Source organism: Streptomyces sp. NPDC048191, from assembly GCF_040652655.1.
Taxonomy (GTDB): Bacteria; Actinomycetota; Actinomycetes; order Streptomycetales; family Streptomycetaceae; genus Streptomyces.
In genome coordinates this window covers 184722-200727 of record NZ_JBEZMO010000006.1, presented here as the reverse complement: position 1 = coordinate 200727, position 16006 = coordinate 184722, and the positions used below count along the sequence as shown (strand labels likewise).

At 70.8% G+C, this 16006-nt stretch carries 16 protein-coding genes and 1 tRNA gene; 10 read left to right on the top strand and 7 right to left on the bottom strand.

Annotation, left to right across the window (positions count from 1 at the left end; translation table 11 throughout):
• The first annotated feature begins 12 nt into the window (after positions 1 to 12).
• Positions 13 to 504: a tyrosinase family oxidase copper chaperone gene (locus AB0D93_RS13075; RefSeq protein ID WP_362117756.1), complete on the top strand. Its 492-nt coding sequence runs from the start codon at positions 13 to 15 to the stop codon at positions 502 to 504.
• The gene (locus AB0D93_RS13070) at positions 488 to 1354 is read left to right on the top strand and encodes a tyrosinase family protein (protein ID WP_362117753.1); all 867 of its coding nucleotides are present in this window, start codon (positions 488 to 490) and stop codon (positions 1352 to 1354) included. Before AB0D93_RS13075 ends, AB0D93_RS13070 begins: the two co-directional genes overlap by 17 nt.
• 228 nt (positions 1355 to 1582) lie before the next feature.
• On the opposite strand, the gene AB0D93_RS13065 is transcribed toward AB0D93_RS13070, so the two are convergent.
• The 4 genes from AB0D93_RS13065 to AB0D93_RS13050 all read right to left on the bottom strand — a co-directional run bounded on the left by AB0D93_RS13065 (position 1583) and on the right by AB0D93_RS13050 (position 4643).
• Positions 1583 to 2542: a D-2-hydroxyacid dehydrogenase family protein gene (locus tag AB0D93_RS13065; RefSeq protein WP_362117750.1), complete on the bottom strand. Its 960-nt coding sequence runs from the start codon at positions 2540 to 2542 to the stop codon at positions 1583 to 1585.
• Between the two features lie 135 nt (positions 2543 to 2677).
• Positions 2678 to 3097, bottom strand: coding sequence for a hypothetical protein (locus AB0D93_RS13060; RefSeq protein WP_362117747.1), 420 nt, complete (start codon positions 3095 to 3097; stop codon positions 2678 to 2680).
• A 520-nt stretch (positions 3098 to 3617) separates the two neighbouring features.
• Positions 3618 to 4022, bottom strand: coding sequence for a hypothetical protein (locus AB0D93_RS13055; RefSeq protein ID WP_362117744.1), 405 nt, complete (start codon positions 4020 to 4022; stop codon positions 3618 to 3620).
• Between the two features lie 387 nt (positions 4023 to 4409).
• The gene (locus tag AB0D93_RS13050; RefSeq protein ID WP_362117741.1) at positions 4410 to 4643 is read right to left on the bottom strand and encodes a hypothetical protein; all 234 of its coding nucleotides are present in this window, start codon (positions 4641 to 4643) and stop codon (positions 4410 to 4412) included.
• A 66-nt stretch (positions 4644 to 4709) separates the two neighbouring features.
• Here AB0D93_RS13050 and AB0D93_RS13045 point away from each other — a divergent pair, with 66 nt between their 5' ends.
• From AB0D93_RS13045 to AB0D93_RS13035, 3 genes are all read left to right on the top strand, one after another.
• The gene (locus AB0D93_RS13045; RefSeq protein ID WP_362117738.1) at positions 4710 to 5222 is read left to right on the top strand and encodes a hypothetical protein; all 513 of its coding nucleotides are present in this window, start codon (positions 4710 to 4712) and stop codon (positions 5220 to 5222) included.
• Between the two features lie 408 nt (positions 5223 to 5630).
• On the top strand, positions 5631 to 6119 hold the full coding sequence (locus tag AB0D93_RS13040; protein WP_362117735.1) for a hypothetical protein: 489 nt from the start codon (positions 5631 to 5633) through the stop codon (positions 6117 to 6119).
• A 78-nt stretch (positions 6120 to 6197) separates the two neighbouring features.
• Positions 6198 to 7070 carry an alpha/beta hydrolase gene (locus AB0D93_RS13035; RefSeq protein WP_362117732.1) on the top strand — a complete coding sequence of 291 codons (873 nt, stop codon included), beginning with the start codon at positions 6198 to 6200 and terminating at the stop codon, positions 7068 to 7070.
• Between the two features lie 423 nt (positions 7071 to 7493).
• Here the strand turns inward: AB0D93_RS13035 and AB0D93_RS13030 are convergent, their stop codons facing one another.
• Positions 7494 to 7973 carry a hypothetical protein gene (locus AB0D93_RS13030; RefSeq protein ID WP_362117729.1) on the bottom strand — a complete coding sequence of 160 codons (480 nt, stop codon included), beginning with the start codon at positions 7971 to 7973 and terminating at the stop codon, positions 7494 to 7496.
• 438 nt (positions 7974 to 8411) lie between these two features.
• On the opposite strand from AB0D93_RS13030, the gene AB0D93_RS13025 reads away from it, so the two are divergent.
• Both AB0D93_RS13025 and AB0D93_RS13020 read left to right on the top strand, forming a co-directional pair.
• The gene (locus AB0D93_RS13025; protein WP_362117726.1) at positions 8412 to 8660 is read left to right on the top strand and encodes a hypothetical protein; all 249 of its coding nucleotides are present in this window, start codon (positions 8412 to 8414) and stop codon (positions 8658 to 8660) included.
• Positions 8661 to 8882: 222 nt separating this feature from the next.
• Positions 8883 to 9086: a cold-shock protein gene (locus AB0D93_RS13020; RefSeq protein ID WP_141360305.1), complete on the top strand. Its 204-nt coding sequence runs from the start codon at positions 8883 to 8885 to the stop codon at positions 9084 to 9086.
• A 150-nt stretch (positions 9087 to 9236) separates the two neighbouring features.
• Here the strand turns inward: AB0D93_RS13020 and AB0D93_RS13015 are convergent, their stop codons facing one another.
• A complete protein-coding gene (locus AB0D93_RS13015) occupies positions 9237 to 9548 on the bottom strand; it encodes a hypothetical protein (protein ID WP_362117722.1) in 312 nt (103 codons plus the stop codon).
• Between the two features lie 346 nt (positions 9549 to 9894).
• Here AB0D93_RS13015 and AB0D93_RS13010 point away from each other — a divergent pair, with 346 nt between their 5' ends.
• Positions 9895 to 10626: a hypothetical protein gene (locus AB0D93_RS13010; protein ID WP_362117719.1), complete on the top strand. Its 732-nt coding sequence runs from the start codon at positions 9895 to 9897 to the stop codon at positions 10624 to 10626.
• 176 nt (positions 10627 to 10802) lie between these two features.
• Here the strand turns inward: AB0D93_RS13010 and AB0D93_RS13005 are convergent.
• Positions 10803 to 10875: transfer RNA gene (locus tag AB0D93_RS13005), tRNA-Arg, on the bottom strand.
• 273 nt (positions 10876 to 11148) lie between these two features.
• Between AB0D93_RS13005 and AB0D93_RS13000 the strand changes: the two genes are divergently transcribed.
• Positions 11149 to 12753 (top strand): dynamin family protein, encoded by a 1605-nt coding sequence (locus AB0D93_RS13000; RefSeq protein WP_362117716.1) that lies wholly within the window; start codon positions 11149 to 11151, stop codon positions 12751 to 12753.
• A gap of 1155 nt (positions 12754 to 13908) precedes the next feature.
• Positions 13909 to 15861, top strand: a complete 1953-nt coding sequence (locus AB0D93_RS12995; protein WP_362117713.1) for a YfjP family GTPase — start codon at positions 13909 to 13911, stop codon at positions 15859 to 15861.
• Positions 15862 to 16006: the final 145 nt, after the last annotated feature.

The following is a 16006-nucleotide window of genomic DNA, read 5'->3' as shown; positions in this document are numbered from 1 at the left end:
GAGGAGCGAGCGATGGTCGTGGGCGTCGACGCTGTGGCGGTGGCTGCGAAGCAACGAAGAGCGGGGGCGGCCCGACCGTCACGCAGGGAGCTGACACGGTGGCTGCCGGCCTTGGCCGCCGCCCTGGGGCTGACCCCGGTCGTCGCCGCCTCCCGGCCCGCACCGCCGGTGCGGAGCGAGGGCACCTCCTTCGACGAGACCTACCGGGGCCGCCGTATCAAGGGCGTGCCGGTGGCGGCGGCGGGGCGCAGGGCGGCCGAGTGCGAGTGGCGGATCACCGTCGACGGGCGCCCGCTGCACCTGATGCGGCGGGCCGACGGCAGCTGGCTGAGCATGGTCGACCACTACACGTCGTACCGCACCCCGTTGGAGGCGACGCGGGCCGCCGTGGACGAGATCGGCCCCGGCCTGCGGCTGCGCGACCCGGCGCCGGAGCACATGGGCGACGGACACACGGGGGACATGGGGCAGGCGAGGGGGGGAACCGATGCCGTACGTGCGTAAGGACGTCAGCACGCTCACCGCGAGCGAGCGGCGGCGGTTCGTCAACGCGCTGCTGGAGCTCAAACGGCGCGGCGAGTACGACGAGTTCGTGCGGATGCACGTCCACTTCTACACCCCCGACGGCGAGTCCGGGCTGCGCACCGCGCACATGTCGCCGTCCTTCCTGCCCTGGCACCGCCGCTTCGTGCTGGAGCTCGAGCGAGCCCTGCGCCGCGTGGACTCCTCGGTGACGGTGCCGTACTGGGACTGGACCCGGGACCGCCGGACGACGTCCGTGCCCTGGACGCAGGACCTGCTCGGTGGCAACGGGCGACGCTCCGACCGGCGGGTGACGACCGGCCCGTTCGCCTACGCGGCGGGCCACTGGATCCTCAAGGTGGGCGTCACCGACGGCAAGTACCTCACCCGGGACCTGGGCCGCGCCGCGGCCCCCCTCCAGCTGCCCACCAGGGGCGAGCTGCAGTGGGCCCTCGACGACCCGGTCTACGACGTCCGGCCCTGGGACTCGACCGTCACCAGGGGCTTCCGCAACAAGCTGGAGGGCTGGGGGCGGGGCAGCGGCAGCGCGTCCTGGCACAACCACAACCGGGTGCACCGCTGGGTCGGCGGCGCGATGCTCGGCGGGGCGTCCGTCAACGACCCGGTGTTCTGGCTGCACCACGCCTTCCTCGACCTGCAGTGGCAGCGCTGGCAGCGGGCCCACCGCGAGCACCGCTATCTTCCGGCCGAGCCGCCGGGCGTCGCCGACCACCAGCACGGGCGGGTCGTCGCCCGGCACGAGAAGCTGCCGCCGTGGGACGAGACACCGGACCAGCTGGAGGACCTGAGCCGGATCTACCGGTACGCGTGAGAACCGGCCCGTCCGCATGGTGCCGGACACGGGAAGAGCCCCGGCGCTCGGAGTGCCGGGGCTCTCGCCTGTGGGGCCCGGATCAGTTGCCGTAGCCGCTCTTGTGGCTCGTGCCGTAGCCACCGGGGCCGGGGCTGCCGCTCGGACGGTGGCTGCCTTCGCGATGCGAGAACACCCTTCCGTCTCAGGTGGCGTCGGTACGTCGTGCCGGGCAGCCGCCGTACGGCCTCAGGGCAGCCGTCGTACCGGCGAACCTGCCAGGTAGGCGCGGATGTTCTCCACCGCCTGGCTGTAGTACGTCGAGTAGTTGGCCCGCGAGACATAGCCGAGGTGGGGCGTGGCGAGGAGGCGGGGGGCGGTGCGCATCGGGTGGTCGGCGGGCAGGGGCTCGATGTCGAAGACGTCGACGCCGGCGCCCGCGATACGGCCCTCGTGCAGCGCGGCCAGCAGGGCGTCCTGGTCGACGACCGACGCCCGGGAGGTGTTGAGCAGGTAGGCGGTCGGCTTCATCAGAGCCAGTTCGGCGGCGCCGACGAGGCCACGGGTGCCGTCGCCGCCGGCCACCTGAATGGAGACGAAGTCACTGTCGGCGAACAACTCCTCCATGGACGCGGCCAGTTCGACACCGTGCTCCGCGGCGCGCTCCTTGGTCAGGCGCGGGCTCCACGCACTCACCCGCATGCCGAAGACGAGCCCGACCCGGGCCACATGGCCGCCGATCCTGCCCAGGCCGAGCACACCGAGCCGGGCGCCGTGCAGATCGGTGCCCACGGTGGACTGCCAGGGGCCGTTCGCACGCAGCGCCGTGCTCTCCTGGACGATCCCGCGGGCCAGCCCGAGCAGCAGCGCCCACGTCAGCTCGGCGGGCGGGATGCCCGAACTGCCGGTTCCGCACACGGTGACGCCGTACTTCTCGGCGGCGGCGTAGTCGATGACGCTGTTGCGCATGCCGGAGGCGACGAGCAGCTTCAGCCGGGGCAGACGGGAGATCAACGAGCCGGGAAACGGGACGCGTTCGCGCAGGGTGACTACGACGTCGTAGTCGGTGAGGGCGGTGGCCAGGGCGTCCTCGCCGTCGAGGTGCTCGCGCAGCGAGACGACCTCCACCTCGTCCTCGATCACCGACCAGTCGGCCGACTCGAGGGCCACGCCCTGGAAGTCGTCCAGCACCGCACAGCGAAGTCGCATGTCGTCTCTCCCTTACCAATGGCCATGGTTACGTCCATGGCAAGGAAACGGGACGCGCATCCATTCCTTCACGAAAACGGTGGAAGGGGTGGTTCCAGGGGGGCGGAGGGCGCCGGAAGTCCGCTGATCGGTGGCTCACCACTCGTCGTGGTCGCACACCACCCGGAAGCTGCCCACGACGCCGTCGTCACCGAACAGGCGCCCGAACAGGCCCGCTTCACCGAAAGCGTCCCCGTCGTCGGTACGGCTCACCACGCCATGGGTCTCGCCGTGCGGGCCCACGACGGCGACCGGGGCGCCGTTGTCACAGGAGAAGCCCCGGAACACCTCGACGGTCTTCCCACTGTCGTTGAAGACGCTGAAGCTGCTGGCGCCCGGTCCGCTGGCCGCCGTGATGCAGCCCTCGGCGACGGCCGGGTACGTGCGTTCGTTGAAGTAGATCCTTCCGTTGTGCCCCTGGCCGCCGCCGCGTCCGCCGCCGCCGCGGCCCTCGTTCCTCCCCCCGCCCGCGCTGCCGCCGTCCGCGGGAGCCGCGGCAGGGGCGGCTCGTGGCACAGGCGGGGCCGCCCGGTGGGCAGGACGGGCCACCTGGTGGGCAGAGTGGGTCGCCCGGTGGACAGACGGGGACGCCGGGGCGGAGCCGACGGTCAGGGCGTAGGTAACGCCGGCGGCTGCGAGGACGGCCGCGCCTGCTCCGGCGCCGACCACAGCAAAGGTACGCGGAGGCATGTCACTTCTCTCTGTCTCACGGACGTCGGCCGGGCGACCGATCTCCGACGAACGTATCGACAGCTCCCACAAGTGGCATTCCGGACAGATCGCAAGTGTGACGCCGGCAGCCCAATCGGGTATCAGGGCCCGGGATTCCGCGTGCGGAGGTGCCGGTGCCGGATCCGCGAACCGGCGGTGCGGCGTTCGGGCAGCGACCACACGCGCGGGGCACATGGCCGGAGGGCCGAAGACGGCAAGGGGCGGTCTTCGGCCCTCCGGTGGGGTGCAGAGGCGTGCCGGTTATGACAGCGGGTGGCAGAGGGCGTGGTCGGCCTCCGCGTCACGGCACAGCCTCCGAGCCGGCCTAGCGACGGCCGAGACCGCGGTGGTCCCTGTACTGGTCGCCGTGCCAGCCGTGGTGCCGGTCCCGGTCCCAGCCCCGACCGTGCTCCCGGTACCAGACCCGGCCGTGGTCCCGGTGCCAGCCTCGGCCGTGGTCCTCGTGCCAGCCCCGGTGGTCCTCGTGCCAGCCCCGGTGGTCCTCGTGCCAGCCTCGGCCGTGGTCCTCGTGCCAGCCCCGGTGGTCCTCGTGCCAGCCTCGGCCGTGGTCCCGGTCCCGGTCGGTCCCGTGGCTGTGCGAGTAGCTCCTCCCGTTGTCGCGGTCATGGCCGGCGCCGGCGGCCAGTGCCGGCATGGCGGCCGCGCCGATCAGGGCGCCCGAAGCCACGAAGGTGGCGATCAGGCGGAACGTCGTACGAGAAACAGACATGAATCTGTCACCTCACGTTCGTGCACACCCGCCGCGGTCGGGCCGGGCGTGCCATCCGAAATTCCCGGCTCGTTGCCGAGGACCCACACTGTGGCTCCCCGCGGCGACGTCAGGCCCGCGAAAGGATTCGCGTTACAAAGCGCGGATACATCCGTAACTCTCCCTTGTATGGGCCACCGATGCCGGAGGGCCGTGGGCACCGGCCCCGTCCGCCGCCTCAGCTCCTTCGAATGGCGCAATCGCCTCCGTAACGGTCGCGGAGCCTCTGTTCGGGGGACCCGTTGTGTCCGGCGGCGATCCGGCCGACCGGCATACAGGGACGGCGGGGAAAAGCCCCCGGACCGTCATCGGTCCGGGGGCTTTCCCGTGCGTCGGGTGGTGCTGCCGTCACCACCACCCGCAGACCACCCGGAAGCTGCCCACGACGCCGTGGTGACCGAATGCGCGTTCACCACCGAATTCGCCGCCGTGGCCGTGGGCCACCACGCCGAAGGTCTCGCTGCGGGGTCCCACGGTGGCGACCGGAGGGCCACCGTCGCAGTTGGCGCCCCGGAAGATCTCGACGGTCCTCCTGCTCTCGTTGCGGACGTTGAAGCTCTTCGCGCCCAGTCCGCTGGCCACGGTGATGCACCCGTCAACGAAGCCGGGGTACGAACGTTCGTTGATGAAGATCCTTCCGGCCCCCCTGTGGCCGTCACCGCGTCCGCCGCCGCGGTTGTGTCCACCGCCTCCGCCGTCACGACCACCGCCGCCGTCGCGACCACCTCCGCCATCGCGTCCGCTGCCGCCGTCACGTCCGCCGCCGTCGCGTCCGCCGCCGTCACGGCCCTCGTCTCCGCCTCCGCTCCCGTTCTTGGCGCCCGAAGGAGCCGTGACGGAAGGCGCGGATGCGGCGTGCTGCGCTGGCTGAGCCGCGTGTTGCGCAGGTCGGGCGACGTGGTGGGCCGGTTGGGCGGGGTGGTGGAGTGGCTGGGCGACCTGGTGGACAGGCGGGGAAGCCGGGGTGGATTCGACGGTCGAGGCATAGGTGATGCCGGCGGCTGCAAGGACGGACACGCCTATTCCGGCGCCGACCACAGCGAAAGCACGCGAGGGCATGGGCACTTCTCTCTTTCTTACGTGCGTCGGCCGGGCGACCGACCTGCGATGAACGTACCGATAGTTCACATAACTGGCATTTCGGGCATGGCCAAGGTGTGAGGCCGTGCGGCCAACCAGGTGTCAGAAGCCCAGGGCGACGCATGCCCGCGGTCGTAGGGCACCGGCGTACGCGTATGCATCACTGCACTGCACCCACCACCGCACTGCACTGCACCGGCCTCGGCCGCGACCTCCCGCCGCCGTCCGCGATGAACTGGCCGTCTCCCGCCCGGCCTTCGGTCGCCGACGGGCCAAACACCGTGTGCGACGCCGGAGGGCCGGCAATCAGCGGACGGCCACAGGGGAGATCCAGGAACAACGCAACCTGAAGAGCCGTGCGAACCGCCGGCCGGGTGATCTGCGGCCGGTGGCCGAGTGCACCGGGAGCGGCGTCGCCGCGCTCAAGGTGACCGATGACGATTGATCGGTTCACCGAAGGGCATCATCCACGCGAAACCGGGAGGTGCCATGAGTGAGCCCAGTAGCGAACATGACAACACCGGAAAGATCATCGAGCTTCGCATGAAGGAATACGAATCCCTTCGGTCCGAGGTGGTGCAGAGGGTCGGGGCAAGACAGCAGTTGGCGGGGTATGCGGGCGCGGCCACTGCTATTGCGGCAACCCTTGGCAGCAATCTGGGGTATTGGCGAATCGTGATCGTGTTACCCGTAGTCCTTGTTGCTTACTGGTATTTGCGGGACAGCAACGAGGGGATTCAGAGGCTGGGGAAGCACCTGCGGCTTATCGAAGAAGATGTGAACACTCTTGCCCGCGGCGCATACGGGCGCGATGTCCTCTCATGGGAGTCCAGCAGGCAGGCCGTCAGGAACGGAGAAAAGAAGATCTGGAAGGTGGTTGGGCGAATCGGGGGGTGGCACCGCGACGATCCGGGCGTGAGGATGCCAGAGCCGCGAGGCGGCTCCGAACACCAGCCCGACAGTCAACCCACCTCGTGAGGCGCCAGGAGTTCGATCAACGATCATCCATCCCATTGGTCGGGTGATGCTTCGATACCGCACCTATCATGCTGCTTCATGAGTCAGCTATTGACCCTGGAGCGCCCGGACAACGCGCGTCCGGTTCGTCTGCACACGGAGCGAGGCGTCTTCGCGGCGCTCGACGTCACACCTGATGGGCACGCCCCCTCCGTCTGCTCGACAGCCCTGCTTGTTCCTGGCTTCATGGGCAGCAAGGAGGACTTCCTCCCCTTGCTGTCCGGCTTGAGCAAAGGGGGCGTGCGCGTCCTGGCCATCGACAACCGCGGTCAGTACGAAACTGGTTCAGCCTCGTCGGACCCCTCGTACTCCCGTGACGACCTCGCGAGTGATCTCGTGGCCATCGCCCAACAGGTCAACGCCGGCCCTGTGCATCTCGTGGGTCACTCCTATGGCGGGCTCCTCGCTCGTGCGGCGGTACTCGCCACCCAGGGGGATCCGGCCCTCTGGGAGTCCGTCACGTTCATGAACTTCGGCCCGGCTCGCGTCTCGGCCTGGCAGCAGGAGCGCCTTCAACTACTGCTCTCGGTCGTCGATTCGATGACGCTTGCCGATATGTGGCCTTTCGTGAGAAACGACGAGTCGTCTACGCCGCCGGACGTGGAAGCCTTCATGGAGCAGCGGTGGTTGAGTAATAGCCCGCAGCAATTGGTGGCCGCTGCAAGGCAGATGCTGAATGAGCCGGACGAGACATCACGCCTGGGGCGTCTTTCGATTCCAAAGTCTGTGATCTCAGGAACTCCGGATGAAACCTGGGTACCTGAGGGAGTCGAGCGGATGGCCAGTGAGCTCGGAGCCCGGTTTGTCAGGATCGAGGGTGGGGGACATTCGCCCAACGTTCACCGGCCTGCTGAGACGGCATCAGCACTACTCGATTTTTGGCTCTCCAGTCAGGAGGTAGCCGCTGCCTGACCGGCGAGCCCAGGAGTTACTGCGGGGGCTGGCGGAGTCTCAAGACCGCCGATTCAAGTCGACGGCTGCAAGGGCGAGTTCTTCATTGTCGTGACAGGTCTCCCGGTGTCCCATCGTTCCCGGTCGGCTGCCGCGAGCTTGGTGCAAGTGCGCCGTCGAGTACGCGGACGCTCGTCGGCCGCCGGTTCGCGCCTGCGGCCGTGCGGACCGCTCTCCGCGAATGGGCGCCCAACACGAACCGACGCCCAGACCCACCCCCGGCGACGTGCCGGCCGTCCTCAAGCGGATCGAGCGGAACTCCCTGCCCGTCTCGACCTGGGAGGACCCGGCGAAGGGCGACCAGGCCCCGCAGGCCGTCGACATGCTGACCTGCGTTGCGGGCCTTCCACATATACAGGCCTGTTGCTCAGGGTCTCGTGACGATCACTCGATCCCGAGGGGCCCAAAACCGAGGTCCTCACGCATGAGACGACGCATCTGCGCCATGGCCGTACGACGCGTTCCTATCAGGGATGCTTCCTCGGCGGAGCCGACTGTCACCCCCCGGGCGTAAGCGTCGCGTATCGCGCGCAAGCCGTGAAATGCCTCGTTACCCGCCGCTACAACCTGCGGCGGGCCCACGAGCCAGAGGCGCTCACTGGCCGTATAGAGGCCGGTGCCACGGACGGCCTCCCTCACGGCCGCATCACGCGCCGACTCGGACATGTGATCGCCCAAGGCGACGGCCCGCATCTCTTCTCCTGCCGCTTTGAGGGCGGACACGAACTCCGTGTACACCTCGCGCCGTACTTCCAACGCATGTCTGCTTTCCTCTCGCCGCCACCGGTTGCGATCGGCGATCAAAGTGGCGGTGATGCCGATGACGGCACCGGTCAGTGTGGAGAGAAGCGGCATCCAGTCCATGGGCCGCAGCTTGGCTCAACCCGTGCGCCGGCACCAGTGGCTCTTACCACGGAGGCGGGGACGGCTACGGTTGGCGGCTGCTGGCGGTGACGTTCCGCTCCTCGTTAGGGGGCAAGAACACGGACTCCTCTACGGCCGCCTCCCCAGCGCGCTCTGACTTGCCGGTACGGAAGAAGCCCACGGCTCTGAGCTGCTCAGATGCCGTGAGCTTCTGTCGCTGTTGGTCAGCGCCGGGTGACCTTGGACGGCCAAGGGACGACCCGGGCTCCACCATCGGCTGTCGCCGGCCGGGGAACGCGACTGATGCCGGGCCAACGCGCCGCAGGGCGTCCTGGGTGACCTCGAATCAAATCGGTACTCCACCCCACGTGATGGTGTCGCGGCCTAGGGGTGGCCGGTCGCCGCGCGCCCTGGTCGACAGGGACGTAGCGGCAGCGCATGGTCTCCCGTATCACCGCTGAGGAGGAAGCGCGCGTCTTCCGGCTCGCGGAGCTCCTGGACGGCGGCACGCAACCGCTGGAGACGCAGCTCGTCGAGGAGCTGGGCCCGCACCTTCGGCAGCAGCTCGAACGGCTCAAGGCCAAGGGTTGGATCCTCGTCCGCGAGGCTGCAGACGGAATGATGGCCGTCGATCCCACCCGGCCGGTGTGGAAGGCTGTCCGCAGCCGCCGCGACGTCGGCCGGTAACGGCCGTCGTGACGCCAGAGATTCGCCTACGCGATCCCATAAGTCCTGTGATCTTCGGCCTCGCCCGGTGTAGCGTCGCTACAAGTAGTCGTGGTTCCGAAGTCCGTTCGCCCGTGACGCACGTCTCGGGCGTCCTTGCTGTTCAGCGCCTCTCCGGACCAAGGCGATCACCTCCGGATCCCGCACGGTGCGGGATTCCGAAATTCCTTGAGGGAGACAGGCATGGCCAGCGGCACCGTCAAGTGGTTCAACGCCGAAAAGGGCTTCGGTTTCATCGAGCAGGACGGCGGCGGCCCCGACGTCTTCGCCCACTACTCGAACATCGACGCCTCCGGCTTCCGCTCCCTGGAAGAGGGCCAGCGGGTCACGTTCGATGTCGGCCAGGGGCAGAAGGGCCCGCAGGCGGAGCACATCCGCCCCGAGTAACAACGCATGGAGAGACCCCGGCCGGATGGTTACCGGCCTGGGTCTCTTGCTACCCGGGTGAAAGGGGGACAAGCCAGTGCGCACCCCCGGCAGTGATCCGCGGCCCCGAACCCTGCAACACCCCGGGGAGGCAACCCGCACTGCTGGGAGTCACCGCGCGGCCTCTTCGAGCCACCCCGCAGGGAAGAACGGCGTAGGGACGAGTGCCGCGAAGGCGATCTGAGCCATGACCTGGAACGCCAGAGGTTCGCCGGCGCTGCTCGCAAGGAGGGGCCAAGCGCATACGACCAGCGGAAGGGCAAGGAGCACACGGAACCGGACCGTCTCCATCTGGTTGTGGACCCAGACGGCGAAAATGGCGATGAGCAGGGTGGGAATGCCGATGATCAGCAGCATGTCCATCCCCAGCGTCATGATCTCGAGGAAGCTGTCTGTCCACCAGACGGTCTGCGAGATGGCCACCCACGCTGCGGTGTGGAGGAGCACGTATGTAAGCACACACCGACCCATTCGCCCCAGGATGTACCCCAGCCTGCCAACGGCTCCCACCTCTGTCGCCATCTCCGCCCCATGCCCGAGTCCTGGATTTGAACGCGTTCAACATAGTGCACTGGGCGCCTGACGGCAGCGCCGGGACCCGTAACGGCCACTGGAAGGCAACCCCGTTGGCGTCAGAAACGGATGTAAAAGGCCCGTGACGGTGATCGGTGCGGGGCCTTTCGCCTGGGGCCCGGCAGGATTCGGGGCAGTCCGCCGACTCCGCCTCGGGCTACTGAACGCCGCTGCCGTCTGCCGTTGCCGTCAGTCCATGAAGTACGCGATCCGACGGCGCATCCTGCGGACCAACCCCCTTCCCAAGGGCAAGGATTCGACGGCGGCCACGAAGACCACGAATGCCGTCGACGAGCGGGCTTTGCTGAACCCCGAACAGGCGGCGGCGATCCTCGACTGGATCCGGCGTCGGCCGCGCGGCGGCAAGCGGCTCCACGCCTTCTTCGCCACGCTGTACCGCTGCGGCCCACGCCCCGAGGAAACCGTAGCCATGCTGATCCACACGGCGACCCCGGAGGTGGGCAAGCAGTGGACCGACACGGGGGAGATTCGCGAACAGCGCGACATGAAAGGCCGTGCGGAGGGCGGGACACGCACCGTACCGCGGCATCGGGCCCTGACGCGCATCCTGCGGCAGCACATCGCCGACGAACAGCTCCAGCCGGGTGATCTCCTCCTCCAGGGGGAGACCGGTGGCATCCTCGCCGGCGCCGTCATCCGCCGGGCGTGGCGCAGCGCGCGTAAGGCCGTACTGTCCCCGCACGTCTTCGACTCGCCCACTGGGCGGCGCGTGTACGACACCCGCAACACGCGTCTGACGAAGTGGCTCAACGACGGCATCCCGCCCGCCCAGGTGGCCGGGTGGGCCGGGAACAGCGTCGCGGTGCTCCTGTCGAGCTACGCCCGATGCATCTCCGGGCAGCTCCGGGACCTCAAACAGCGGATTCTGGCGCGAGGTGATCTCCCCGACCTGCCCGAGACCGGCTGACGGCCGCCGGAGAACTTCTCCGCGTATTCACCGCAGCCACCCGCAGAAACCCGGTGACAGCCGGACAGTGCCGGACCTCCCCGCCATCACCGGAGGTGGGTCCGGCGCTCTTCTGTGTGGACCTAAACCCACCCTGACCAGCAAAAAGCCCTCCCGGGCGGGAGGGCGGAGACTTGCGCCCCCGGCAGGACTCGAACCTGCGGCCAAGCGCTTAGAAGGCGCCTGCTCTATCCACTGAGCTACGGGGGCCTGGTGGCGGGTCCAAGGATAAAGCTCCCTGCTCCTCGACCCTGTCGCTTCGCCTCCGTGGCTCGATGTGGAGGTTCGGTGAAGCGGTCCTGATAATCGCAGGCAGGTACGAATCGTGCATCGCTTTTGGCGCCCGACGCACCGGGTGTTGTGCACTCGTTATGCCTGGGCTGTGCCCTTGTCCCGGTCATCCCTTCCGCCCGTTCTGTTCCGTCGGCACGCAGACATGTCTATATGCTTCAGAAATCCCCTAAAATTGGGCATTCTTCGCATGTGGTGACCTTGGACGTACGGCCTCAGCTGCTCGACACACTTTCCGCACTGCGCGACCGTGTCGCCGCCGCACGCTTTCCGCTGCCCCTGCCCGGGGCCCCACGCGCGCGTGCCAACCGCGACGAACTCCTCGCGCAACTCGACGACTACCTGCTACCGCGTCTACGGGAGCCCGACGCGCCGCTGCTGGCGGTCGTCGGCGGATCCACCGGCGCCGGCAAGTCGACGCTCGTCAACTCCCTCGTCGGCCGACGGGTGAGCGAGGCGGGCGTGCTGCGGCCGACCACCCGGACGCCGGTGCTTGTCTGCCATCCGGAGGACCATCACTGGTTCGGCGACATGCGTGTCCTGCCCGACCTGACACGCGTGTGGGGGCCGCAGGAGGACCCCGACGACCTCCTGCCCTCCGGTGCGCACCCCGCGCGCGTGCTGCGCATCGAGACCGCCGAGACCCTCCCGCGCGGAATCGCCCTCCTCGACGCCCCCGACATCGACTCCCTGGTCGCCGACAACCGTGTCCTCGCCGCCGAGCTGATGTGCGCCGCCGACGTCTGGATCATGGTCACCACGGCCGCCCGCTACGCCGACGCCGTCCCCTGGCACCTGCTGCGCACCGCCAAGGAGTACGACGCCGCTCTCGTGACCGTGCTGGACCGGGTGCCCCACCAGGTCGTCTCCGAGGTGTCCCGGCAGTACGGCGCCCTGCTCGCCAAGGCCGGGCTGGGCGACGTACCCCGGTTCACCGTGCCCGAGCTGCCCGAGTCCGCCTGGGGCGCGGGCCTGCTGCCCGCCACCGCCGTCGCGCCGCTGAAGACCTGGCTCGCGCACCATGCCCAGGAACCCGCCGCCCGGCAGCACGTCATGGCCCGCACCGCCCACGGACTCCTCGACTCCCTCAAGGCCCGGATGCCCGAGCTGGCCAATGCCGCCGCCGCCCAGTACGCGGCCGCGCTCCGGCTCACCTCCGCCGTGGACACCGCCTACGACGGCGAGCACGCGCGCGTGCGCTGCCGGCTCCAGTCCGGCGCCGTACTCGCCGGGGACGCTCTCAAGCGCTGGCGTGCCTTCCCGCTGGACTGTGCCCCGGGCGAACTCCTCGACGCGCTCGTGGAGAGCCTGGCCGCCCTGCTGCTGTGCTCCGTCACCGCGGCGGACGAGCGCGTCGACGAGGCCTGGCGGCGCGAGCCCGCCGGAGAGGACCCGGCCCTCGCCGCCGGCGAGACCACCGCGGAGAGCGCCGAACACCGCATCGGCATCGCCGTCCGGCGCTGGCGCCGCGAGCTGGAGGAATACGCCGAGGAGGAGGTGCGCGAGCTGGAACGTACCGCCGCCCCCGACGCGGAAGCTGTCGCCGCGCTGGTCGCCACCGCGCTGCTGGGCGGACGCCGGGCGCGCAGCGCGGGCGAGGGCCTCGCGGAGCGGATCGGGGCCCATGGCGCGCTGCGGCTGCGCGACAGGGCCGGGCGGTTGCTGGGCGAGCACGTGGACCGCGTCATGCACACCGAACGCGAGCGGCGCCTCGCCCCGCTCGACTCCCTGGACGTCCACCCCGAGCCCCAGGCCGCACTCATCGCCGCGCTGTCCGTACTGCAGAAGGAGAGGTGACCGGTGACCGCCGTCACTGACCAGGACCCAACGGATCACACCGACCACATGAGGCGCGTGGGACGCATGAGGGACATGGAGCACGGCAGCTACGGCAGCGACGACGGTTCCGGACCCGTGGAATACGGCGGAGGGCCGGGCGGGGGTACGGAGAGCGTCCCGCGCGACGGCAGCGGTACGAGTGCCCCGGAGTCCGGCGGCGGACCGGCGGGGGCGAGAGGGGCCTTCCTGGACCGGGAGCTCGGGGTGAGGGACGCGCCCAGGACCACCGGCGTCTCTGCACCCTCCGGCACGCCCCCCTCCGGCACGCCCGACAGCGCCGGTGCCGCCGGCTCCGCGGACCGTTCCGGCGGCGCGGACACCCGGGAGGCGGACGCCAGGGACCACGCCTGGATCCCCGCGGGCGCGCCGAGCGAGCCACACGCGCGCGTACGGGACACGGGCGAGGACGTGAACGCTGACGCGGACCAGGGCAACGTCGGCGAAGGCTGGGGTCGGGGAGGGGACCGTACGTGGTCCGCCGGAGCCGGTACCGGAGCTGGTACCGGGGGCGAGAGCCGAGGCGGGGAGCGGGCGGACGGCCCGGACGCGCAGGGTGGCGTGCAGTTGCATCTGCCGCACCCCTTCCCGCTCCCGCACCCCACCGGCGGCCCGGGCTCCCCGGAGACGAATCCGGCCCGCCCGGCCACCCCCGCCGCCGAAGCCAGGTGGATCTCCGCGGCCAAGCCCGCCGCGGAAGCGGACGACGCGATTCCCAGGGTCGGTCCGACGGCGGGTAGCGATGTGGCGATTCCCAGGGTCGGTCCGACGGCGGGTGGCGATGTGGCGATTCCCAGGGGCGGTCCGACGGCGGGTGGCGAAGCGCCCGTCCCCGTGGTCGAGGCGACCAGCACCGGAGGCCAACCGATGCCCGCGGCCAGGCCGACGGCGGGTGCCGAAGCGCCGATCCCCACGGCCATGTCGACCACCACCCCCACGGCCATGCCGACCACCGGAGCCGAACCAACTTCCACCGCCCACTCCGAGGCGCCGCCCCCCTCCGCGCCCCCGGCCCCCTCCGCGAGCGCGCCCCCTTCCGCGCCCTCGGCCGCCTCGGCTGCCTCAGCCGCCTCTTCGCCCCCCTCCGCACCCCCGCTTCCGCCCACACCCCCGCCCATGCCGTTGCTCCCGCCCAGGCCCGCGTTCGCGCCCCTGCCGGCGTTCGCGCCGCCCCCGGCCTCCCGAGCGAGCGCGGACACGGAGGCCGCGCCCGGGCCACGCGGGCCCGCCAAGCCCTCGCGGCCCGCGGAGTCCTCGGGCTCCGCCAAGTCCCTGGGCTCCCCGGTTTCCCCGGGAACGCAGGACTCTCGGCACCCCCAGGATCCCCAGGACCCCCAGGACTCCTCCGGCCCCTGGGACGACGGACTCATCGCCCGTCGCGTCACGGAGGCCACCGCCGCCGCGCTCGCCGCCGAACGCGCCTCCGCCCTGGACAGCGGCGGCCGCGGCCCCGGCGGCCAGACCCCCGCCCCGCTGGCGTACGACGGCCGGCTGCGCTCCCGGCTGGACGCCCTGCGCGAGCTGGTCGGGCTCTCCCGGACCCGTGTGGACAGCCCTACGCTCGCAGAGGCGGGCCGGGTCCTGGACGAGGCGGCCGCCCGCCGTAAGCTCTCCGGCCGGCACACGGTCGTAGCCATCGCGGGAGCGACCGGCAGCGGCAAGTCGCAACTGTTCAACGCCCTTGCCGGCGTGGCCATTTCGGAGACCGGCGTACGACGTCCGACCACCGCCGCCCCCATCGCGTGCAGTTGGAGCGACGGCGCGGCGGGCCTCATCGACCGGCTCGGCATCCCGGGCCGGCTGCGCCGCCGCCCGCTGCAGAGTCCGGAGGCCGAGGCGCAGTTGCGCGGGCTGGTGCTGGTCGACCTGCCCGACCACGACTCCGCCGCCGTGGAGCACCGTAAGCAGGTCGACCGGATCCTGAAGCTGGTCGACGCGGTGATCTGGGTGGTCGACCCGGAGAAGTACGCCGACGCCGTCCTGCACGAGCGCTATCTGCGGCCCATGGCAGGCCACGCGGAGGTCACGTTCGTCGTCCTCAACCAGGTCGACCGGCTGCCCGGAGAAGCCGCCCACCAGGTCCTGGACGATCTGCGCCGGCTGCTGGACGAGGACGGCATCGCACTCGGCGAGTACGGCGAACCGGGCGCCACGGTGCTCGCGCTGTCCGCGCTCACCGGCGACGGCGTCGGTGAACTGCGTGAGGCACTCGGCCAGTTCGTGGCGGAGCGCGGCGCGGCGGCCCGCCGCGTGTCGGCCGACGTGGACGCCGCCGCGGCCGAGCTGCGGCCCGTGTACGCCGCCGGGCGGCGGATCGGTCTCAGCGAGGAGGCGCGCGAGGAGTTCGCCGCCCGGCTCGCGGACGCGGTGGGCGCCACCGCCGCGGGTGAGGCCGCCGAGCGCGCCTGGCTGCGCAATGCCAACCGCGCGTGCGGAACGCCCTGGCTGCGACTGTGGCGCTGGTACCAGTGCCGGGGTGAATCCTCCACGGGCCGCATCCCGGTGCGGGCGGCCCAGCCCGACGAGGAGGCCACGGCCCGCCAGAGCGTGGAACAGGCGGTCCGTACGGTGTCCGACCGCGCCTCGGCCGGGCTGCCCACGCCGTGGGCGCAGGCGGTGCGCGAGGCGGCCGTACGCGGGTCCGAGGGGCTGTCCGAGGCGCTGGACGAGCTGGCGGCACGGGCGGGACTGCCGCCGGGCCGGCCGCCGCGGCCCGGCTGGTGGCCGGCGGCGGTGCTGGTCCAGGCCGCGATGACCCTGCTCCAGGTGGTGGGGGGCCTGTGGCTGGCGGGCCAGATCGTCGGCGTCATGGCACCCAACCTGGGCGTTCCGGTGCTCCTGATGGTGTGCGGGATCGTGGGCGGGCCGCTGGTGGAGTGGGGCTGCCGGATGGCGGCCAGAGGACCGGCCCGCCGCTACGGCCAGGAGGCGGAACGGCGGCTCCGGGAAGCGGCCGCCGGCTGCGGCCGGGCCCGCGTGCTGGATCCGGTGGCGTCGGAGCTGTTGCGGTACCGGGAGGTGCGGGAGCAGTACGTGCGGGTCGTACGGAGCGGTGCCGGGATGGGCTGAGCGCCGGAGAGGGCTAGGTGTGGGTGCGAGGAGCCTCGGATTTCCGGGGCTCCTCGGCGGCTTTTCGGGGGCGGCACCCAGGGTGACAAGGGCCGCGGCGGAGGTGGGTCACTCGTGCGGGTGGCGGGTTTTTCCACAGGTGGGG

Bases quoted from the DNA above. Each gene is read 5' to 3' on its own strand.
- AB0D93_RS13025 (WP_362117726.1), top strand. From the start codon at position 8,412: ATGGTCTCCCGTATCACCGCTGAGGAGGAAGCGCGCGTCTTCCGGCTC.
- AB0D93_RS13070 (WP_362117753.1), top strand. From the start codon at position 488: ATGCCGTACGTGCGTAAGGACGTCAGCACGCTCACCGCGAGCGAGCGG.
- AB0D93_RS13010 (WP_362117719.1), top strand. From the start codon at position 9,895: ATGAAGTACGCGATCCGACGGCGCATCCTGCGGACCAACCCCCTTCCC.
- AB0D93_RS13055 (WP_362117744.1), bottom strand. From the start codon at position 4,022: ATGTCTGTTTCTCGTACGACGTTCCGCCTGATCGCCACCTTCGTGGCT.
- AB0D93_RS12995 (WP_362117713.1), top strand. From the start codon at position 13,909: ATGCCGTTGCTCCCGCCCAGGCCCGCGTTCGCGCCCCTGCCGGCGTTC.
- AB0D93_RS13075 (WP_362117756.1), top strand. From the start codon at position 13: ATGGTCGTGGGCGTCGACGCTGTGGCGGTGGCTGCGAAGCAACGAAGA.
- AB0D93_RS13065 (WP_362117750.1), bottom strand. From the start codon at position 2,542: ATGCGACTTCGCTGTGCGGTGCTGGACGACTTCCAGGGCGTGGCCCTC.
- AB0D93_RS13020 (WP_141360305.1), top strand. From the start codon at position 8,883: ATGGCCAGCGGCACCGTCAAGTGGTTCAACGCCGAAAAGGGCTTCGGT.
- AB0D93_RS13030 (WP_362117729.1), bottom strand. From the start codon at position 7,973: ATGGACTGGATGCCGCTTCTCTCCACACTGACCGGTGCCGTCATCGGC.
- AB0D93_RS13040 (WP_362117735.1), top strand. From the start codon at position 5,631: ATGAGTGAGCCCAGTAGCGAACATGACAACACCGGAAAGATCATCGAG.
- AB0D93_RS13035 (WP_362117732.1), top strand. From the start codon at position 6,198: ATGAGTCAGCTATTGACCCTGGAGCGCCCGGACAACGCGCGTCCGGTT.